Annotated in this window: 18 protein-coding genes; 9 read left to right on the forward strand and 9 right to left on the reverse strand. The window is 64.7% G+C overall.

All coding sequences use genetic code 11. From position 1 onward, the window contains the following. Positions 1-449: 449 nt before the first annotated feature. The 4 genes from CDV44_RS09550 (at position 450) to CDV44_RS09565 (ending at position 4715) form a co-directional block, all read left to right on the forward strand. Positions 450-752 carry a hypothetical protein gene (locus CDV44_RS09550; protein ID WP_140413472.1) on the forward strand — a complete coding sequence of 101 codons (303 nt, stop codon included), beginning with the start codon at positions 450-452 and terminating at the stop codon, positions 750-752. A 6-nt stretch (positions 753-758) separates the two neighbouring features. Beyond that, positions 759-1409: an HAD-IB family hydrolase gene (locus CDV44_RS09555; protein WP_087687801.1), complete on the forward strand. Its 651-nt coding sequence runs from the start codon at positions 759-761 to the stop codon at positions 1407-1409. A gap of 30 nt (positions 1410-1439) precedes the next feature. Further along, positions 1440-3374 (forward strand): FUSC family protein, encoded by a 1935-nt coding sequence (locus CDV44_RS09560; RefSeq protein ID WP_087687802.1) that lies wholly within the window; start codon positions 1440-1442, stop codon positions 3372-3374. A 174-nt stretch (positions 3375-3548) separates the two neighbouring features. Further along, positions 3549-4715, forward strand: coding sequence for a class I SAM-dependent methyltransferase (locus tag CDV44_RS09565; RefSeq protein ID WP_087687803.1), 1167 nt, complete (start codon positions 3549-3551; stop codon positions 4713-4715). A 64-nt stretch (positions 4716-4779) separates the two neighbouring features. Here CDV44_RS09565 and CDV44_RS09570 read toward each other — a convergent pair whose 3' ends face one another. Beyond that, the gene (locus CDV44_RS09570) at positions 4780-6147 is read right to left on the reverse strand and encodes a TIGR03862 family flavoprotein (RefSeq protein WP_087687804.1); all 1368 of its coding nucleotides are present in this window, start codon (positions 6145-6147) and stop codon (positions 4780-4782) included. Positions 6148-6476: 329 nt separating this feature from the next. On the opposite strand from CDV44_RS09570, the gene CDV44_RS09575 reads away from it, so the two are divergent. After that, positions 6477-7217 carry a class I SAM-dependent methyltransferase gene (locus CDV44_RS09575; protein ID WP_087687805.1) on the forward strand — a complete coding sequence of 247 codons (741 nt, stop codon included), beginning with the start codon at positions 6477-6479 and terminating at the stop codon, positions 7215-7217. 79 nt (positions 7218-7296) lie between these two features. On the opposite strand, the gene CDV44_RS09580 is transcribed toward CDV44_RS09575, so the two are convergent. From CDV44_RS09580 to astD, 6 genes are all read right to left on the reverse strand, one after another. Then, positions 7297-7500: a DUF2964 family protein gene (locus tag CDV44_RS09580; protein WP_058378411.1), complete on the reverse strand. Its 204-nt coding sequence runs from the start codon at positions 7498-7500 to the stop codon at positions 7297-7299. A 302-nt stretch (positions 7501-7802) separates the two neighbouring features. Further along, on the reverse strand, positions 7803-8009 hold the full coding sequence (locus CDV44_RS09585; RefSeq protein ID WP_087687806.1) for a DUF2964 family protein: 207 nt from the start codon (positions 8007-8009) through the stop codon (positions 7803-7805). A 235-nt stretch (positions 8010-8244) separates the two neighbouring features. Then, positions 8245-8547: a DUF1488 domain-containing protein gene (locus CDV44_RS09590; RefSeq protein ID WP_087687807.1), complete on the reverse strand. Its 303-nt coding sequence runs from the start codon at positions 8545-8547 to the stop codon at positions 8245-8247. Between the two features lie 220 nt (positions 8548-8767). After that, positions 8768-9334 (reverse strand): NADPH-dependent FMN reductase, encoded by a 567-nt coding sequence (locus tag CDV44_RS09595; protein ID WP_087687808.1) that lies wholly within the window; start codon positions 9332-9334, stop codon positions 8768-8770. A 43-nt stretch (positions 9335-9377) separates the two neighbouring features. Beyond that, positions 9378-10739: an N-succinylarginine dihydrolase gene (gene astB, locus CDV44_RS09600; RefSeq protein ID WP_087687809.1), complete on the reverse strand. Its 1362-nt coding sequence runs from the start codon at positions 10737-10739 to the stop codon at positions 9378-9380. A gap of 69 nt (positions 10740-10808) precedes the next feature. Continuing rightward, positions 10809-12299: a succinylglutamate-semialdehyde dehydrogenase gene (astD, locus tag CDV44_RS09605; protein ID WP_087687810.1), complete on the reverse strand. Its 1491-nt coding sequence runs from the start codon at positions 12297-12299 to the stop codon at positions 10809-10811. A gap of 282 nt (positions 12300-12581) precedes the next feature. On the opposite strand from astD, the gene astE reads away from it, so the two are divergent. The 3 genes from astE to ydiK all read left to right on the forward strand — a co-directional run bounded on the left by astE (position 12582) and on the right by ydiK (position 16926). After that, on the forward strand, positions 12582-13646 hold the full coding sequence (gene astE / locus CDV44_RS09610; protein WP_371328748.1) for a succinylglutamate desuccinylase: 1065 nt from the start codon (positions 12582-12584) through the stop codon (positions 13644-13646). 323 nt (positions 13647-13969) lie between these two features. Beyond that, positions 13970-15601, forward strand: a complete 1632-nt coding sequence (locus CDV44_RS09615; RefSeq protein WP_141118704.1) for a hypothetical protein — start codon at positions 13970-13972, stop codon at positions 15599-15601. 203 nt (positions 15602-15804) lie between these two features. Continuing rightward, on the forward strand, positions 15805-16926 hold the full coding sequence (gene ydiK, locus CDV44_RS09620) for an AI-2E family transporter YdiK (protein WP_087687813.1): 1122 nt from the start codon (positions 15805-15807) through the stop codon (positions 16924-16926). Positions 16927-17313: 387 nt separating this feature from the next. Here the strand turns inward: ydiK and fahA are convergent, their stop codons facing one another. Together fahA and hmgA are read right to left on the reverse strand one after the other, a co-directional pair. Then, entirely contained in the window at positions 17314-18600 is a 1287-nt protein-coding gene (gene fahA / locus CDV44_RS09625) for a fumarylacetoacetase (RefSeq protein ID WP_087687814.1), read from the reverse strand. 100 nt (positions 18601-18700) lie between these two features. After that, positions 18701-20038, reverse strand: a complete 1338-nt coding sequence (hmgA, locus tag CDV44_RS09630; protein WP_087687815.1) for a homogentisate 1,2-dioxygenase — start codon at positions 20036-20038, stop codon at positions 18701-18703. Positions 20039-20151: 113 nt separating this feature from the next. On the opposite strand from hmgA, the gene CDV44_RS09635 reads away from it, so the two are divergent. After that, entirely contained in the window at positions 20152-21057 is a 906-nt protein-coding gene (locus CDV44_RS09635) for a LysR family transcriptional regulator (protein ID WP_087687816.1), read from the forward strand. The last annotated feature ends 28 nt before the right edge of the window (positions 21058-21085 follow it).

The following is a 21085-nucleotide window of genomic DNA, read 5'->3' on the forward strand; positions in this document are numbered from 1 at the left end:
GGCGTTTTTACCCCGCGTTGCCGGTGTTACGGTGGGTGCAGCTCCCGCAAGCGTGATACCACCGGGATCCATGGTTGCCAAGACGAGCAAACCGATGGTTGAGACTTTCCAACGAAGCGACCAAGACCGACGAAGTTGCATGTTAGATGCCTCATCTGTTTCTTGTTCTGTGATCGCCAATTCACAACGAACCTCGCCCGGTCGACCCGACGTCTCACCACGTCGTTTTCGAACAATCCACCTACCACGGATTGCCAGGGTCTCGGCGGGACAGCGCAGCCCGTCTTTCTGGAAATGGCACGTTGCGTCATGCTAGCCTGCCTCGGTGCCGGTTACAAGCTGGCGTCACTCCACGGGTGTCGTGTCGCAGGCACAGGCACTGGTCATCGCGGACGGCCGGTCACCATGGCAATTGCGGTTCTCGCAATGCACCGTATAGAATGCCCGGCATGAGCCAGATCGATACTTCGCCCTCCACTGCAATGTCCGAAGCGGCCGATGCGCTGATCGAGCGTCGCAATCCGTCCGACATCGATCGGTTGCGCGAGACGATCGGGTTCGACGTGCTGCCCGCCTATCGCGACGAACAGGCCGTTGTGGGCGCTCAGCAAGCCCGCGCCCGCTGGCCGCATCTGGTGGCCTTCGCCGATTCGCGCGCGGCCCCTTCGTCCGCACACCCGGCACACGCACTGCCCCCGTCTTCCCCGCCGCCGTCCTCGCCCTCGTCAGTTTCACCGCTCAGCGCGGGCTGATCTGACATGCGAGACGCCTCCATCGTTGCCGCGTTCGACTTCGACGGCACGATTTCCACGACCGACAGCCTGCGCGTCTTCGTACGCCGCACGGTAGGCACACCCCGCTTCGTGCTCGGCGCCCTGCTCGCTTCGCCATGGCTCATCGGCGCGGCACTCCATCTGATCGATCGCGGCACGGCCAAGGCGCATTTTCTGCGCGCCGCGCTCGGTGCCCGCCCCCAGACGCAACTCGACGCGGAAGCCAAACGCTTCGTCGCCGACGGCTTGCCCGCGCTGGTGCGCCCCGAAATGCTTGCCCGCGTGCGCCAGCATCGTGCGATGGGGCATCGCGTTGTGCTGGTGAGTGCGTCACCCAGCCTTTATCTGCGCCCGTGGGCCGCATCCGTCGGCTTTGACGCCGTATTGAGTACCGAGCTGGCGTTCGATGCCAATGGCCGGTTTGCCGGTGAATTCGCCAAGCCGAATTGCTGGGGGCCGGAGAAAGTGCGCCGTCTGGAAGCCTGGTGGGACAATGCACCGCCACGCGTCCTCTTCGCCTACGGCGACAGCCGCGGCGATAAAGAGATGGCCGAGCGTGCCGACCACGCGTGGATACGCGGGCAAGGCAAGCTCATGCCGCTCATGGACGACGACACGCCGCCCGGCGTGGCCTGAGCGCGTCACCGCCTGCCGACGCGCCCACTCATGCCGACGACACCCGAACCCGGTCGCCGCGTCGCGTGGATTTCACGGCTTGCGCGGCTCGAGCCCGTTGCTTTTTCCCGCTGGGACGCCCTGCATGCGGCGCTGTCCGTGGCCATTCCGACGGTCGTGGGGGTTGCGATCGGACAGGGCGCCAATGCCTCGCTGTTTGCACTAGGTGCCCTGCCCGCCATCACCGGCGACCGCACCGGTCCATACCGCGCCCGCGCCCGTTCGATTCTGCTGACCGTGGCGACGGGCGTTGCCGGGTTCTATGCGGGCATGCTCATCCACAACGTCGGCTTGCAAAGCCATTGGCTTGCACATGTCTTGCTGCAAGTGGCCATTCTGCTGCTGAGCTTTATCGGCACGTTCGGTAATGTGGCGTCCGCCGCCACCCTTCAGGGGGCGGTCTATCTGATCGTCGGCTGGGGACTCGCGCTACCGCCGCCCGAGTGGCGCGCACCGTTATTGCTGGCGGCGGGGGGCATCTTCAGCGTGATGCTGATGGCGGTTCACTGGTTACGGCACCCGGGCGCCGCCGAGCGCGACGCCGTGGCCGCCATCTATCAGCAACTGGCCAACGTGCTTGATGCGAGTGGCACGCCGCGCGTACGACTCGCCCGGCGCTCACTCGAGAATGCGATTGCGGCGGCCTACGACACCTTGCTGACGGCCAGTGCGAGCACCACCAGCGGTTGGGATGTGCTGGAGCGGCGTGCCGCGCAGATACTGGCAGCAGAACCCATCACGGCAGCGGTGATCGGGCTGGCGCAGGGCGGTCAGCCGTTGCCGGCGCCGCTCGGCCGTGCCCTCTATGCGATGGCGCGCAGCATTGCCGGCGACCGGCCGGTCAACGTGAATGCCGCAGCCGATGCCGCGACTGACAATCATGCGCCTACGCTGGCGGCTGCACTGCATCGCGCCGAACCCTTGCTGACCGGCGCCGTCCACGCCGCCGAGCCGCCGCTCGTGGCACTTGCGCGCCATCAGGCGCGGGCGCCCGCACATCCGCGCTGGATGCCGAAGTGGCCGTGGCCCGACGTGTGGCGCTATCTCGTGCGCATCGGGTTGTGCGTGCTCGTCGCGCAGATCTTCATTGCCGTGGCCGAGTTGCCACGCTCTTATTGGGTGCCGCTGATCGTCGTGGTGATCTTCAAGCCCAACTACGGCTCGGTGTTTGCGCGTGCGTTGCAGAGCGGCGTGGGCAGCATCGTCGGGGTCGCGCTGTCGGCGGCGGTCGTCGCGATTGACCGCAACGGTCTGGTGAGCTTCGCCGCATTGATTCCCCTCGCGGCATGTCTGCCCTGGGCATTGCGTCGCAACTACGGATTGTTCAGCGCACTGCTGTTGCCCATTCTCATGCTGGTGATGGGTGCCTTGCAGCCGGGGAGTCAGGACATTGCGCTCGCGCGCTTCATCGACGCCGTGGCCGCGTGCGGCATCGTGCTGCTCGTGGGCTATCTGCCGTGGGCGAAGTGGGAGCGACGCCAGCTCGACGAACGGGTTGCCATTGCACTCGACGCGCTGGGCCGCTATGCCGCGCTGGCCGATACGCAAGATGCCGACGCCGCGTTTGCCGCCAGGCGCGCCACTTACAAGGCGCTCGACGATGCCCGCGTCGCACTGCAACGTGCGTTATCCGAGCCGCCGCTGGTGAGCCGTCGTGCCGCGCGTTGGTGGCCGGCGCTCGTCTCGCTGGAACGGGTGGCCAATGCGATCACCGATACCGTCCCGCATGGCGACGATCACGACGCGGCGGTCCATCCGGCGGCGGCCGTGCTCACCCATATGGCGGCGGTACTTCGCCACGGTGGGCCCGCGCCAGACCTGCCGGCCGCCCCGGTGCCGGGTATCGACCGAATACTCGATGAGGCGCTGCGCGAGGCGATCGGGCTGCTGTTCACCCCGCCTGCCGACGGGAAAACTGCGTCATAAGCGGGGCATGCTGGCGCGTCGCTTTGACCGGCGAATCGCCAACGCAGGCATAATGCGCACTTCCGGCGCGTACCTGCGTGGCCTCAGAAGGCGCTCGTGCGATGTTCCACAGCGCCCTGTGACACCCCCGCCGCACCCCCGCCACGCGCCGCCACGCTTTTCAGAAGACTACGCATGAACACTACCCCGACGCTCGCCTGGACCGAAGACGGTCGCCCCGTCACCGCCCGCTGGCGCTCCGAAGCCGGCGTGATGCCGCCGCGCCGCGTCGAAGTCGTCGACGACACCGTCAATGCCGACGATGCCTACCACTTGGCCTGCGGCGGTACGGCCCTGCTGTATCGCGGCGATTACCAGAACGCGCGTCAGTTGATGCAAGCCATGGCGCGCCGTGTCGACCGCCCGGCACATCGCCCACGCCGCAAGCCGTCTGCCAAGGACGCCGCACCCGTCGTTGCCAGCCCGGCCGACGCGTTCCACAAGCACCGCATGGCACAGGCTCAGCGCGCCCGCATTCTCGGCATGGTGCTGATTCCCCTCGACGCCGACTACGGCATTCCGTTGCGCCGCGCGCCCGATGTGCGCGAAGCGTGTGCCGAAGCCTGGGGCGCGCCCGACGAACAACCGTCCGTGGCGTCGCTGCGCGAGGTGCTCGGCCTGATCGGTGCCCATGAGTGGCGCAAGAAAGGCGTGGCCATCCCTGCGCTGGGCAACACGATTCACCCGTGGTACGGCGTGTTCTCGCCGGTGCGTGGTGAATACCTTCAGTTGATCGAACAGGCACCGCTGCCGAACACGACGCTCGCGTTCGACATCGGCACCGGTACCGGCGTGATCGCCGCGTTGCTGGCACGCCGTGGCGTGCAGCAAGTGATCGGCACCGATCGCGATCCGCGTGCACTGGGTTGCGCGCGCGAAAATATTGCGCGTCTGGGGGTGGAGCGTTCGGTGAAAATCGCCGACGTGGATCTGTTCCCGGAAGGCCGCGCGCCGTTGGTCGTCTGCAACCCGCCGTGGCTGCCCGCCAAGGCCAATGCACCGATCGAGCATGCGGTCTACGACCCGGACAGCCAGATGCTCAAGGGCTTCCTGAACGGGCTCGCCGCCCATCTGAGCCCCGGCGGTGAGGGCTGGCTGGTGTTGTCCGATCTGGCGGAACATCTGGGACTGCGCACCCGCGAGACCTTGCTGTCGTGGATTCACGGCGCCGGTCTGGTCGTGCTGGCCCGTCACGATATTCGCCCGAAGCACCCGAAGACGGCCGACGCCAACGATCCGCTGCACGCCGCGCGCCGCGTCGAAGTGACGTCACTGTGGCGTCTGGGCGTGCGTCCGGCCTGAGTGTGAGTGTGATGCTGCCCGCTCCTGCGAGATCGGGCATGCCATCAACGCGTGGGCGTGACGATCAGGGCGTTGGGGATGTCTTCAGCGACTTGGGAGACTTTAAATAGGCGGCAGCCCCGTCGCCCGCCACGCAGGCGCTGGCAAAGCAAGCCGTGAGGAGATAGCCCCCCGTGGGGGCTTCCCAGTCGAGCATTTCCCCCGCGCAGAACACCCCAGGTAACGCACGCACCATCAGGTGATCGTCCAGCCCTTCGAGGCGGACACCGCCTGCGCTGCTGATCACTTCCGCAATCGGCCGCGGGCGCAGCAGCGTCAGGGGTAATCGTTTGATACCGGCGGCGAGCGCCGCCGGATCGTTGAACGTCTCGCGCGGCAGGCACTCGCGCAACAATCCCGCTTTCACCCCCGCAATGCCCAGCCGGCTTTGCAGATGACTCGCCATCGAGCGCGAGCCGCGCGGGTGCGCCACTTCGTCGGCAACGCGTTGTGCCGTCCAGTCGGGCAGCAGGTCGAGAAAGACCTGCGTGCCATGCGTCCCGTCAGTGCCGTCGTTCGTGAGGATGGCATCGCGAATCGGAGCGGACAACGCGTAGACCAGACTGCCTTCCACGCCGTGTTCCGAGATCACAAACTCCCCTTGGCGAGTGGTGCCATCCGGCAGCGTCATCGTCACCGACTTGACCGGTTCCCCTGCGAATTTGCTGCGCATGTGCGGCGTCCAGTCCGCTTCGAAACCGGTATTGGCCGGCAGTAACGGGGCCACGTCGACGTGGCGATCGCGCAGCCACGGCACCCAAGCGGCATCGGAACCCAGTTGCGGCCAACTCGCCCCGCCGAGTGCCAGCACAACGGCGTTGGCGCTGACATGACGCTCGCCATCGGGCGTGGCGAAACGCAGATGTTGCAAGCCTGTCGCAGCAGCGTCGAGCGTGTTGTCGACTCCGTTGTCGGTCTGCCACCCCAGCCAGCGATGCCGTACGTGCAACCGCACGCCTGCGGCCCGCAACCGTGCCAGCCACGCGCGCAACAACGGCGCGGCCTTCATATCCACCGGAAACACGCGGCCAGACGTGCCGACAAACGTATCGATGCCCAAGCGGTGTGCCCACGTGCGCACATCGTCGGCGCCGAAGCGTCGCAACCAACTGCCGACCGCGTCGGCGCGAGCGCCATAACGAGCCACAAACGGCTCGGCGGGCTCGCCATGCGTGAGGTTCATGCCACCTTTGCCCGCCATCAGAAACTTGCGGCCTACCGAGGGCATGGCGTCATACACGTCGACGCGAAAGCCAGCCGCCGACAACACCTCCGCCGCCATCAGACCCGCCGGACCTGCGCCGATCACGGCAACGTCGACTGCGTCGGCAAGCTGCGCGCCGGAGGCAGGCAAAGCAGCGGGGAATGTCGTCGGGTCGGCAGGTACAGTCATGCGGAATCGGTCGGTTGGCGAAGGAAAGTGGAACGCGAAGTGCGGCGAAGGTCGGCATTGTCCCATATCGAACCACTGCGCTGAAGGCCGCCGGCGTGTGCTGCGAAGTCGATCAACCCGCGATCAACCCGTGATCAACCCGTGATCAGCCCGTGGGCGACCGGCTTCACCGGGCGACTCGCATCGCGTTACAATCGCTCCCCCGCCGTTGCTCCACCCCGCGCTACCGGTCGCTATCCGTCGTTACTCATCGATATCCGCCGTTATCAGCCTTTCCCAGCCCGCCGTTTACCGTTGCGGGATGTCATTGCAGTCATCGGAGCCCCCACATGTCGTCTGACGATCAAGCGTCCATGGGACGTACCTCCTACGCCAGCTTCGCCAAGCGTTACTCGGAAATTGCCGTCGCCAAGCCGCACAACGCCTTGTACGAGCGCCCTGCCACGCGCGCATTGCTCGGCCCCGTTACCGGTTTGCAGGTACTTGACGCGGGGTGTGGCCCCGGCATCAACAGTGCGTGGCTGGCCGAGCAAGGCGCGACCGTGCATGGTTTCGACGTCACGCCGGAAATGATCGAACTGGCGCGCGAGCGTTGTGCCGGGTTGCCAGCCACGTTCGAGGTGCAGGATCTGGGTACACCGTTCACCGGCATTGCCGATAGCCGTTTCGATGCCATTGTCAGCGCGCTGGCGCTGGATTATGTGGAAGATCTGGCGCCGACGTTCCATGAGTTTGCTCGGGTTGCCCGGCCGGGTGCAACGCTGGTCTGGTCGATGGGGCATCCCATGCGCGACTGGATCGACGAGCGGACGCGCCGCAACCGGCCGTACTTCGACATCACAAAGTTCGGCATGTACTGGAGTGGTTTTGGCGAGCCGAAGCCGTACGTCGAGTCATATCGCCGCCCGCTGGCGGGCATTCTCAATGCAGCCGCCGACGCGGGCTGGCGAATCGAGCGCATGGTTGAGCCGCTGCCGCAGCCGGAAATGGCGGCGGTCGATAAGCGATTGTTTGACGAACTGTCGGAATCGCCGGCGTTCATGTGCCTGCGGGCACGTCTGGGCGAATAACACGCTCGTGCCGCGTCCCGAGCGGGTGGCGGCTTCTCACCTTCAGGCTGTGATCGATCAGCGCGATATCAGCGCGATATCAGCGCGATTCAGGTTGTTCGTCGCGTGCGCCCCAAGGGATGAGCATGGTGGCCATCAGGGTCGCGCCGACGATGACCGAAGCAACGCCGTAGTGGGCGATGTTGGGGAGATCGAAGAGCAGACCGTGGATCGTAGCGAACATACCGCCAAGCATCACGAACGCTGAGATAGCGGCAATGACGACGCGGGTATCGGAGCACATACGTCACCTCACAGCGAGTCCACGCCCGTTGCGAAGCGAAGAGGATCCGGCGATCGTGCTGCCCCGGGGGCGATAAACCGTTTCCGAGGAGTGGGTAGCGTCGGAGGGCTTCGACGGCGTCCCTCGTTTCCAGTGTAGGACGCCGAACGCCAAATAGTTAACCGCCCTGAAAGGGACATCCAATGATTGGAATGTCAACTGCCGTTGGCGAAGCGCTAAGCGCTAGGACGGCAGTGCAGCCGCAGGAATCTGGGCTTGCACGGCAGTTGTCAGGGGGTGAGGAACCGAGCGCAGATCAGGCGCTATTGCCCTTGCTTCTCGCGTTCCTCGTCGCGCGGCCACGGCGTGAGCATGACGACGATGAAAAGGATACCGAACAGGACGGTCACAACGCCGCCGTGCATCACGTGCGAGCGGTCGTAGAGCAGACCGTGGATGGTGGCGAATGCGCCACCGAGCGTCATGAAGGCGGCGATAGAGGCAATAACGACGCGGAATTCGGAACCCATGGCGACTCCTTAGGGTGATCGGCGATGGCACCGCGGATGTAACGCTTTTAGCGGCAACACCAGTGTACGCCGAACCCGAAAGCAAGCCTATTGAGTCGTACGCCTATACAAATCCGAATTTGACCGGGATCAAGGTCACTGGCCGGCATTGCCGTGAGTGACCTTGCCGGGCGCGGCTGCCGAACCCGCCACCGGTGCGCCGAGGTGAGCGCGATGGCGTGGGCAGCCGTTCGCCCTAGCGGCGAGCCTCTTGCCGCTTGGCTTCCCTCACCCAGCGAAAGTGGCCGCTGCGCAGCAGCACCGGGCCGACGAGGCCCATCGAGAGATAGCGCCGGGCCAGCGCTTCGATATCCGTTCGCCCGTGTTCGAATGCATGCAACAGGTCGTCGGCCCGTGCCGAGTAGGCACCGAAGTGGTCTTCGAGGGCCTCAGCCGACACCGCGCAATCGATCTGTCGCCCGTTCACCCGTACGGCGAACTCGATCGTCAGATCTTCGTAATTGAACACGGGGCCGTATTCCGGAAAATTGATTGGCATGGCGGCACCCCTGGTTGGCGAAATGACGCGATTGACGTGTCGGCCGACACGTTGCATCCAGCATAGTGCATCGCTGGCCAATGCGCGAAACGTCTCGCTTATCGGTTCGTCACTTCCGATTTAGGAAGGTTCAGGCCCGTCTTCCCTTGAAGTAGTTACATTAAATCATCGACTTAATTCTCTGATTCAATGTAACTATCCGCCGCACCCCTCGTCCGCGTTATTTGCCGGACTTCACCCCATCCACGAAGGCGACGAAGCCCGCGAGGAAGTCACTCAACTGTTTGCGCACCGCGTCGTCCTGCAAATTGCCGTCGGCATCCACCACCTTGTTCGCGTGCGAGACCAGCAATCGCCCTTGCCACCATGGCGTGGTTTGCAGGGTGCGCAGTACCGGCAACCAGGCGTTCTGACTCAGGATCGTGCCAAAGCCGCCGGGGGACGCGCCCATCAGTGCCACCGGCTTGTTGCCGAACACCCGTGCACTATCGGCAGGTGGCCGCGATAGCCAGTCGATGCCATTCTTGAACACCCCGGGAATGCCGTTGTTGTACTCCGGCGTGACCAGCAGCAGACCATCGGCTTGCGCGATGGCGTCCTTGAGCGCGGTGACGGCCGCAGGAATGCCCTCGCTGGCTTCGACATCGCCGTCGTACAGCGGAATGCCGTGCAGTGTGTGGACGTCGAGCGTAACGCCGGCGGGCGCCACCGCTTTGGCGGCATGCAACAGCGCCGTGTTGTATGAGCCCTTGCGCAGGCTGCCGGACACTCCAACGATTTTGGTCATCAACGCGACTCCTTGGTCTGGGGGAGAAATGCGAAAAAATACGTCAAGCGTTCCGCTGGAACGCGTAGAGACTGCCAACGCCGAGCAGCGCGGTGAGTTCATCGAGCGCCGTACGGCATTCGTCAAGCAGCGCCGGGTCGGCGAGATCGCCCACAGCCAGCCGGTCACGGTAGTGGCGCTTGACCCACTCGGTCAGCACCGCGTAACGCGCGTCGTCGATCCAGAGTGTCGGATGCGTCGCCGCGCGCTCTGCCTCCGTCAGCACCACCCGCAGACGCAGACACGCCGGTCCGCCGCCGTTGCGCATGCTTTCGCGCAAATCGAACACATGCAACTCGCGAATCGGCCCGCCTCTCGCCACCAGCGATTCGAGATAGCGCCACACGGCCGGACGCTCCCGGCACTCTTGCGGCACGACCAGCCGCATGCCACCGCCCGCCTCCGGCGAACGCGCGAGCAATTGGCTGTTGAACAGGTAGCTGCCGACCGTGTCGTCCATCGACACGTCGCCGCTCGACACTTCCACGACGTGAAGCTCACTGCCCTGCGCGGCAAGCCGCGTGCGCAGCGTCGACAACACCGCCGCCTGATCGAGGAAGGCCCGTTCGTGACAGAACAGCACGTTGCCGTTACCCACGGCAATCACATCGTTATGGAAGACGCCCGCATCGATCGCGTCCGGGTGTTGCTGGGCGAACACCACCGCATCGTCAGCAAGCCCGTGCAAACGCGCAATGGCCTGACTCGCCTGCAACGTCTGCCGTGCCGGGAATCGCTGTGGTGTGGGGGCGCTGGCGAGATCGTCGCGACCGTAGACGAAGAACTCGACGCCACGCTCGCCGTAAGCCCCGCACAACCGCGTATGGTTGGCCGCCCCCTCGTCGCCCAGCGACGGCCAGCCCGGTAATGCGTCGTGATGCGCAAAGCGGCGCTCATCCGGAAACGCGGCACGCAGAATGCGCGAGGTGGTCTCGTGCTCGATCGCGCGATGCAATTTGCTGCACAGATTGGCCGCCGTGAAATGCACGCGCCCATCCGCCGTGTCGGCCGACGGGCTCACCGTGGCCGCGTTCGCCGTCCACATACTGGCCGCGGAACAGGCCGCCCCCAGCAACCCCGGCGCGGTCCTGGCCACTTCGTGAATCACCGAGTGGTCATCGCCGGAGAATCCCAACGTGCGCAGCAACGCCACCGACGGACGCTCCTGCGGCAGCAACACACCCTGTGCGTAGCCAAGATCGGCCAGCGCCTTCATCTTGGCCAGTCCCTGCAATGCGGCCTCACGCGGATTCGAGACCCGGTTGGCGTTGTTCGCCGACGCCACGTTACCGAACGACAATCCCGCGTAGTTATGGGTGGGGCCAACCAATCCGTCGAAGTTGGCTTCGATGGCAATGCGCGTCATGAGCAAGTCCTGAAGAGGCAAGAAGCGTGAAGAGAATTCGAATTTGCGAAGATTGTCGCCCAGCCAAAATCACGCGGCCGCAAAGTCCAGCCCGGGGCTCAACTGCGCGGGCAGGATCGCTTGGGTGGATTCCATCGACGCCATCGGATACGCGCAGTAGTCGGCGGCATACCACGCGCTCGGCCGATGATTGCCCGAGGCACCGATGCCACCGAACGGTGCGGCACCTGCTGCCCCCGTCGTCGGACGGTTCCAATTGACGATGCCCGCGCGAATCTCGGCAAGAAACTGGGCATAGCGTGCCGGATCGTCCGACACCAGCCCCGCGGCGAGCCCATATCGCGTGCGATTGGCCAGTGCGATGGCCTCGTCGAACGTGTCGTAACGCAGCACCTGCAACAGCGGACCGAAGTATTCCTCGTCCGGTAATGCGTCACGGGCCGCCAGCGCCGTTACATCGATGAGGCCGGGCGTGAGACGCGCGATACGACTGTCGGGCTGCGCCAGCGGCAAAATGGCCTTGGCCCCCAACGCCATCAGGTCGGCTTGCGCGGCCGTCATCTGCCGCGCGGCCGCTAACGACACGACAGCGCCCATGAACGGTTGTGGCTCGGCGTCATAACGTCCCACGCTGATGCGTCGCGTGACAAACGCCAGACGCTCGATGAGCGCGTCGCCAGCTGCCCCCTGTGGCACGAGCAAACGCCGCGCGCAGGTGCAACGCTGCCCGGCGGAGAGAAAGGCCGACTGGACGGTGATATGAACGGCAGCATCCTGCTGCTGTGCCTCAGCGGACACGTCGACGATCAGCGGATTATTGCCGCCCATCTCCAACGCCAGAATCTTGTCGGGTCGACCGGCGAATTGCCGATGCAGCGCGCGCCCGGTGGCCGAACTGCCCGTGAAGCAAACGCCATCGATGCCCTCATGCGCGGCGAGTGATATGCCCGTGTCACGACCGCCCTGCACCAGATTGAGAACGCCGGCCGGCAGCCCCGCGTCGATCCAGCAGCGCAGCGTGCGCTCGGCGACACCCGGGGCCAGTTCACTTGGTTTGAAGACGACCGTGTTGCCCGCCAGCAGCGCGGGCACGATATGGCCGTTGGGCAGATGGCCCGGGAAATTGTAGGGCCCGAAGACTGCCATCACGCCGTGCGCGCGATGACGCACCACGTTCTCGCCATCCGGCGCAGCACTGCGACGCTCGCCGGTACGCTCGAGATAGGCCTTCGCCGAGTGACCGACCTTCGCTGCCATGGTCGCTACTTCGGTGCGGGCCTCCCACAAGGGCTTGCCGGTCTCGCGGCCGATGGCGTCGGCCAAGGTTTCAGTCTGTGCGGTGACATTGGCGGCGAACCGCTGCAACACCGCCAGACGGTCATCGACACTGCGCCGCGACCAGTCGCGTTGCGCGCTTCGGGCGGCGTGTACGGCGGCGTCCACGTCAGCGGCGTCAGCAGCGTTGCCGCGCCAGACAACATCGCCCGACATCGGGTCCAGTGACCGGAATTCAGCGCCGTTGCCCGCACGCCAGACACCTTCGAGATACAGATCCGCCATGAGCGACATTCCTCGATGCGACGCCCGATCGTGCGGCGTGCGATGCGGATCATGATGACACGGATTCGTCTGCCGGAACACTGCGCACGGCGCGCAACATCGCGCAAAGCCGCGTCGCACGGGCCTGTACGATGTCACACTGCCGACACGGAATCGACACGCATAGAATACGAATCTGTTGAAAGCCGCCTGCGCTGCGTCTGCTCGTTTGCCCGTTTATTCGTTAACCCGGTGATGGCGACGTTTCGCCGCGAGTGGCTGTTATTCGTTGTTACCGAGGAGATTTTCCCTATGACCGACGCCAATCGCTCCGCCCTGCGCCATTGGCTCAGCGACATTCGCGACGACGCCCCCGCCGCGCGTGAATCTCGCGAGACACCGACCGAAGGGATCGATGCCAGCGGCGTGCGCTGGAAGCGGCACGCCGAAGGTGTGCTCGAACTCATCCCCGCCGACGCCCACGCTGCGGCAGCCGTGCGCTTCGACGCGGTGCTCTCGTGCGGAATTCACGGTGACGAGACGGCGCCGATCGAAATCGTCGACGGCATTCTGCGCGACATCGCCGATGGCCGGCTCGCGCTGCGCGAGCGCGTGCTCGTCATTCTCGGCAACCCCGACGCCGTGCGCGCCGGTAAGCGTTATCTCGAATACGATCTGAATCGCCTGTTCCAGGGCGCCCACGCCAAACGTGCCGAATCGCCCGTCGTGCAGCGAGCCCGCGAACTCGAAGTGATCGTCGCGCAATATTTCGCGGGGGATGACGAAGGCACCGCCACGCGTCGCCCGCGACGCCACGTGGATATGCACACGGCCATCCGTGCTTCGCTGTTCCCGCGCTTTGCCGTCGTACCAGGCACGGTTGACGTGCCGCATACCGACGCATGGATCGATACGCTTGCTGCGGCCGATATCGACGCGGTGATGCTGACCGATCAGCCGTCGGTCACGTTCTCGTACTTCACATGCGCAAGCTTCGGCGCTGAGAGTTGCACGTTGGAACTGGGCAAAGTCGAGCCTTTCGGACAGAACCGTCTAGCGGATTTCGCAGGCATCGATGCCGCGCTGAGACGCTGGCTTTCGGGGGGCGAGATGGACGCGCGCGACGACGGCGAAACCAAGCAGGCGCAGCGCTTTCGCGTGGCGGCGGAAATCGTGCGCCGGACCAATGCGTTCGTGCTCGACGTGCCCGCCGACACGCCCAACTTCACGCCCTATACGGCGGGGACTGTGCTGGCGCGCGACGGCGAAAACACCTACACGGTGTCACATCCTGTCGAGCGCATCGTCTTTCCCAACCCCAACGTCGCCAATGGGTTGCGCGCGGGGGTGATGGTGGTGCCTGCGTAAAACGATGGCGGCGTGATGCCTTGATAGCGTGATCACACGATCGCGCAGTGTCGTGACGGGTGACACGCGCCGCCTACGCAGACACGCGCATTAACGGTTTTAAACGCCTGTCCGGCTGTCGTCGCGAGGAGCGGTTCCGCGTAGCATCGCCCGCTTCTCGTCTTTTACAGGGCCTGACGGCCGGTGCGGCCCGGAGTGCCGGGCCGGTGACGTCGGCCGCCGACTTCATGCCCTACACAGCGCCGTTCCCCACACAACCCTACCGGTCGTCCGCCACGTCCCGCGCAGAGCTACGAATTGCGATGCCACCGGAAGGACACGCCGTGTCGCTTTTGGCCGAAGACTTGTGCGAAACGCTGAATGTCCCGTACCCCCGATACCACGCCGCGCAGAGCGACGCACGCTTTGTTCAACTCGACTTCGATGTGTGCGGAACGCTGAAACCGGTGCCCGGTAACGCTTTCTCCGCGCCCGGACAGGCAACCCTCAAAGAGGCCGATCGGATTTTCCAGTTTTTCTGGAAATACGTGGACGAAATGCTGAACGAGAGCACAGGCGAAGCCGCACCTTCGCGAACGCCGAAGCCTCCCTGGGAGAGTGCCAACCGTATTCATTTGCAGAACACCGCTCTGCTATTGGCGAAACGCGGCGTGCGTTGCGAGCAAGTGGCGCCCAAGTTTCTGGCACTTCTTAAGAACATCCGGTCCGACAGTTTGTGGCTGTGCCTGGCCCGGGGCATCGGTCGCGATGCCGCCCCCTTTGCCGTGGGGTCCGTGTTCGCCTCGATACTCGCGACGGCTATTGGCCCCTACGTGGGTTCCGTCCTCGCCGGAAGGCTGGCGATGCACGTTATCAGCGGTCTGGTCATCATGCTGACCAATACTGCCGGTGCGTCCCTGTTCGATACCGCCTGTCCATCGCTGCGGGAAAAGCTGGCGCGAACGACACCGGCCCCCGGACTGGAGCATCTGAATTCGTCCCTGCACGCCCCATTGCGGGAACTCATTGTGTCCTGCGCGTCGTACGCGGGCTGCTATGGCCTGATACGCAATCCGCTGCGGTTGCTTATCGAGAGTCAAATTCCGAGTGTCATGGCGGGACCATGGAAAGATATCGTTCACGCAACGATGGAACTCGCGCTCGCGATGGTAGGGGTGCCGCTGCGTGCAAGTCTCGATCACTTTCGGGTGTCGAAGAACGATGCTGCGATGGAGCTGCTGTTGCAGGCCGATCTCGCCGATTTGCTGATGGATCGGGCGGACGACACGCAAACCGCGTCGTTCTGCGCGGCACTCAGAGAGCGCTTCTCCAAAAGCTTCTGCTCAAGAACGACTGCGCTGCTCGGCGCGCTTCTCACCTTCGCGTTTGCCGGCATCGAATGGAGCGACGATGTGACGGCGCGTGCCAAGACTATCAACGGCGAGCGCACGCTGCTGAATCAGATGGACTTCGTCTACCTCTACGCTGCCATCGGCGGGCTGCTTCAGGTCGCGCTGGGCGAAGCGAGAAGCAACGACATCAAGACAGCCTACTTGCAGCGCGCGCCCGATCAGCGCAGCCAAGCGGCCGACGTCGAACACGGGCCCTCCCCTGCGGTGACCGGTTCACAGGAGCCGCCGCGAACCAGCACCGGATCGCACGACTCAGGCATTCAATGCTTCCAGTGCGAACTGCAAGCCGCGGCCCGGCGAGACGGCAACTGGCCGCCGCAAGGCAGTCGGCAGCGAAGCAGCCTGTCGTCCAATTCGGTGTTCGAATCGCCGTCGGCCACGCCACCGGACTCCCCCCACGATGTGCCCTGGCGCAGCGCTGCGCCGCTGCCATCACCGCACCCGAACCACCTGGCCCACGTACGACGCGCCAGCGTCATGACGGCCCCGCGCGTCCAACCCGTACGGGAAACCGTAATCTCCATTCCGGACAGCCTCGGTCACGACAACCGATCGCATTGCTGATGACACGGCAAGTGCGTTGCGCAACAGAAACTTCACGCGCCCTCGCCGCCCGAGGCGCGGTAGACTGGCGCCAAGTCACGCACGCGCAACGCACTTGCCGTACCTTTGCCCGCGTGGCATCTTGCTTCCAAGGCGTACAGTCTGCGTATGACATCAATGCCTGACGCGCCAGACGGCGCGGTTTCCCCCACCCCGGAGTGCTTATGCTATCCATGACGCCGAGCGAACTCGCCCGAAATCTGTTGATCATCCTGGTACTCAGCCTGCTGATGATCGGCACGTTGTGGGTACTGCTACCTTTCCTGCCCGCCTTCATCTGGGCCGTGACCATCGTTGCGTCGACATGGCCGATGCTGGTCGGCCTGCAACGCCGGCTCTGGGGACGTCGCTGGCTGGCGACCACGGTCATGATCTTCGGCATGTTGGTCATCGTCGTGGCGCCACTCACGGCCGCCGTCGGCACGCTCATCGGCCATGCGTCCGATATCAGCGAGCAGGTGCAATCCATCGGTGCGCGCGGGTTGCCGATGCCGCCGGACTGGCTGTCGCACATTCCCGTCATCGGGCAACGCGCCAGCGAAGAGTGGCAATCGCTGGCGGCCGCCGGTCCCGGCGGGTTAGTGGCAAAGGTGCAGCCCTATGCCGTCAAAGGGGCAACCTGGGCATTCTCGAAGCTCGGTTCGGTCGGCCTGCTGTTCGTCCACCTTGGCTTGACGCTCATCATCTCGGCCATCCTGTTCATGCAGGGTGAACGTGCCGCGCGGGCCTTGATCCGTATTGCCCGCCGGCTGGGTGGTGATCGCGGCGAAGAGGCCGTCAGGCTCGCCGGCATGTCGATTCGCGCGGTGGCGCTGGGTATCGTGGTCACGGCGGTGACGCAGTCATTGCTGGGAGGCCTCGGCCTGTGGGTGACCGGTGTGCCGTTGCCGGGCTTCCTGACCGCGCTGATGTTTGTCTTCTGTATCGCGCAAATCGGCCCGTTCCCGGTGCTGCTGTCGAGCGTGGCGTGGCTCTACTGGCAGGACAGCCCGACGCTCGCGACGCTGTTGCTCGTGCTGTCGGTCATCATCGGCATGCTGGACAACGTCATGCGCCCGATGCTCATCAAGCGAGGCGCCGATCTGCCGATGACGTTGATTCTTGCCGGGGTGCTGGGCGGCATGCTCAGCTTCGGTATCGTCGGGCTCTTTGTCGGCCCGGTGATCCTCGCCGTGACCTACACGCTGCTGATGGCGTGGATTAACGAAGGGCTGAATCGTCCGGCTACGGCCCCCAGCGGCGCACCGCTGAAATCGCCCGCTGCGGACGCCGACAAGCCCGCGTGAAGGCGTCGGAAGGTGCCCTCGACAGCCGTCGGGTGGCACCTTTGCGATGACACTTGAGTCACCGGTTTTTCGGACGGCTTAACCTGTCGCGACGCCCATGTTCATGGCTAAATGTCTCCCATGCACCTTCGTCGGGAGACACCAGATGGGCAACGCTTCGCCAACTACCCCAATCCCCAGCAACACAACCCGCACGCCCGCAAAACGATCGCTGCGCGTGCCACGGCGCGCGCGGCTGGGCGATATGCCGCTGCTGCGGCGCGTCGGCAACGAGCTGGCCTACACGCCGACGCGGTGCCGCATTCAGGCTAGCGGCATTCCGCTACGCCGCGACCCGTGGTGGGAGCGGTTGCCCTCGGCAGCCGCCCTCGCCGCTGCCGCGGAAGCTCAGCGGGCCTTTGCCGGCAAGATCTTGCCGGAGACTTCGCCGAAGCCGACGCGGTAGCCGTCGCCCTGACACCAACCCGCCATCACGACCGTATCGCCGTCTTCGATGAAGCTGCGCTTGGCACCGCCGGCCAGCGTGAGCGGGTTTTTGCCGTTCCACGTGAGCTCAAGCAAGCTGCCGAACGAATCGGGCGTGGGGCCGCTGATCGTGCCGGAGCCCATCATGTCACCCACGCGCACGTTGCAACCCGACACCGTGTGGTGTGCGAATTGTTGCGCCATGCTCCAGTACATGTAACGGAAGTTGGTACGGCAGATCGTCGTCGCCTGCGTGTCGGTCTCGGCTTGCAGCAGCACTTCGAGTTCGATGTCGAACGCATGCTTGCCTTGCTGTTGCAGATACGAGACCGGCTGCGGATCCTGCTCGGGGCCTGCGACGCGGAACGGCTCAAGCGCTTCCATCGTCACCACCCACGGCGAAATCGACGTGCCGAACGTCTTCGCGTTGAACGGGCCCAGCGGCACGTATTCCCACTGCTGGAGGTCACGCGCCGACCAGTCGTTGAGCAGCACCATGCCGAAGATGGCGGCTTCGGCGGCTTCCACGTCAAGCGTGTCGCCGAGTGCCGTCTCGCGACCGACGATGAAGCCGGTTTCGAGTTCGAAGTCGAGCTTGCGGCAGGCGTCGAAAATCGGACGCGGCTGGTCCGGCAGCTTGATCTGTCCGTTCGGGCGATGAATGTCCGTGCCACTGACCACGATCGAGCTGGCGCGGCCGTTGTAGCCGATCGGAATTTCGAGCCAGTTCGGCAGCAGCGCGTTCGCCGGGTCACGGAACATGCTCCCCACGTTGGTAGCGTGCTCTTTCGACGAGTAGAAGTCGGTGTAGCCCGGTACCTGCACGGGCAGATGGAGCGTGGCGTCAGCGAGCGGCACCAGTGCCTGTGCACGCAGGGCGGCGTTATCGCGCAACGCGGCATCGCCGTCGGCCGACAGCAGTGCGCTCAGGCGCGCACGCGTGGCTTGCCACGCCGGGCGGCCGAGGGCCACGAACGCGTTGATCGACGGCTGCGAGAACACCGGCGTGGTGTTGCCCGGCATCGCGGGCGTCAAGAGACCGGCGGCCTCGAGTGCGGCGAGATCGAGCACTTGATCGCCGATCGCGACGCCGACGCGCGGGGTGGGTTGCGCCTGCGTGCTGAACACGCCGTACGGCAGGTTTTGCAACGGGAAGTCCGTCGCGCCGGTGTTGGCGGACGCGACCCAGCTTTGCGGGAGATTCGACATGAGGCAATCCTTATTCGTGGTAATGCGCCGGCCCACAGCCGCGCAGTCGTGCGCGGCGTGGGCCGTCTTGGGGTTTGGCGAAGTCGCGACGCGGGTCCGCTTACTTCTGATTCGGGTTGAAGTGCTTCTTCAGACCTTGCCAGCAGGTGTAGTAGTTGTCCTGCAACTGCTTGGTCTCCAACGCAAAGCGCGTGGGGCGAATGACGGCAGGTGTCTCGAACATGAACGCCATCGTGGCATCGACCTTGTGCGGTTTGCTCGTGTCGGCGGCCGAGGCTTTCTCGAACGTATCGGCATCGGGGCCGTGGCCCGACATGCAGTTGTGCAGGCTCGCCCCGCCCGGCACGAAGCCTTCCGCCTTCGCGTCGTACACGCCATGGATCAGGCCCATGAACTCGCTCGCGATGTTGCGATGGAACCAAGGCGGACGGAACGAGTTTTCCATCGCCAGCCAGCGCGGCGGGAAGATCACGAAGTCGATGTCATCCACGCCCGGCGTGTTGCTCTGCGATTGCAGCACCAGGAAGATCGAGGGGTCCGGATGGTCGAAGCTGATCGAGCCGATCGTGTTGAAGTGACGCAGATCGTATTTGTACGGTGCGTAGTTACCGTGCCATGCCACGACGTCGAGCGGCGAGTGGCCGATATCGGCGCGCCAGAGTTCGCCGCCGAATTTGGCGACCAGTTCGAAGTCGCCTTCCACGTCTTCGTACGCCGCTACGGGCGTGAGGAAGTCGCGCGGATTGGCCAGACCGTTCGAACCAATCGGGCCCAGATCGGGCAGGCGCAGAAGTGCCCCATAGTTTTCGCAGACATAGCCGCGCGCAGTGCCGTCGAGCAGCGTCACGCGAAAACGCACGCCGCGCGGCACGACCGCGATTTCGTACGGCTCGACGTCCATCACACCGAATTCGGTCGCCAGACGCAGACGGCCTTCCTGCGGCACGATCAGCAACTCGCCATCGGCGTTATAGAAGAACCGGTCGTCCATCGACTTGTTGGCGGCATACAGATGGATGCCGCAGCCGCGTTGGGCGTCGGGGCTGCCGTTGCCGCCCATCGTGACCATACCGTCGACGAAGTCGGTCGGCGTAGCGGGCATCGGCAGCGGGTCCCAGCGCATCTGGTTGGGCGGTGCCGGCACGTCGTCGAACCGGCTCAGCCAGCGCGATTGCTCGATTTCCGTGAACGGCTTGTGCATCGCGGCCGGGCGAATGCGATAGACCCACGAGCGGCGATTGTGGCCGCGCGGCGCCGTAAATGCCGTGCCGGAGAGTTGCTCTGCGTAGAGCCCGTAGGGCGCGCGCTGCGGGGAGTTCTGCCCCACGGGGAGCGCGCCAGGCAGTGCCTCGGTCGCGAATTCGTTGAGAAAGCCGGACAGGTAACCCAACTCCCCCTGAATCTGGTCTGCCCGCTTAATGGAATGGATGGAATGCATGAAATGCCTCGTCTCCTGTTATCGAATGGGGCCATTTTCCGACATGCGTTCGTCTTTTGCGATATAAATAGGCGAATCCACTATATTCATAACGCGAATACTGTCATCTCATCATGATTTCTTTGCGCGACGTCGATCTGAACCTGCTTGTCGTCTTTCATGCCGTGCTCACGCATCGGAGCATTTCGCAGGCCGCCCGCGAACTCGGCCTGTCGCAGCCGGCTGTCAGCAACGGACTCGCCCGGCTGCGCCACACGTTCGACGACGAACTCTTCACCCGAACCGGCAACGGCATGCAGCCCACGCCGTTTGCGGAGGCGCTGGCCGAGCCGGTGTCGGCAGCGCTGGCCGGGATATCGCGCGCGATCAATCACCGAGAGGCCTTCGACCCCGCGACGAGCCAACGCGAATTCACGTTGGCAATGACCGACGTCGGCGAGGTGTACTTCATGCCTACGCTGATCGATCTGTGCACGCAGTTGGCGCCCGGGGTGCGGTTAAGCACCGTGCGTACGGCGCTGCCCGATCTGAAAGAAGCCATGGCGGCTGGACGGATTGATCTCGCGGTGGGGGCATTCGACGACCTGACCGGCCCGTTCTTCCAGCGGCGGCTGTTTCGCCAGCAGTACGTGAGCATGTTCCGAATCGGCCACGCGCTGGACCGCCCTGATGCCGGATTGGCAGAGTTTCAGGCCGCGCGCCATCTCTTCGTCACCACCGGCGACAACCCCTACGCGCGCGTCAACCAGTTATTGGCGCAAGCGGGCTTTGGCGCCGACGCCAACTTCTGGGTGCCCCACTTCATCGCCGTACCCTATGTCGTGAGCACCAACGATCTCGTCGTCACTGTGCCGCAGAAGTTCGCCGAGCGGGCCGCCGCGCCCTTCGGGCTGCACTTCGTCAAGCCGCCCGTGCGTCTGCCGGCGTTGCAGACCAATGTGTTCTGGCATCGCCGCTACCATCAGGACGTCGGCAATCAATGGCTTCGTCAGCTCATCTCGGAGCACTTCGTCGAGTAGAGAGAAGCGTGGGCTGACGAGCCGGCCA

Origin of the sequence: Pandoraea sp. PE-S2R-1, from assembly GCF_002179865.1 — a bacterium.
In the GTDB taxonomy this organism is placed as follows: domain Bacteria; phylum Pseudomonadota; class Gammaproteobacteria; order Burkholderiales; family Burkholderiaceae; genus Pandoraea.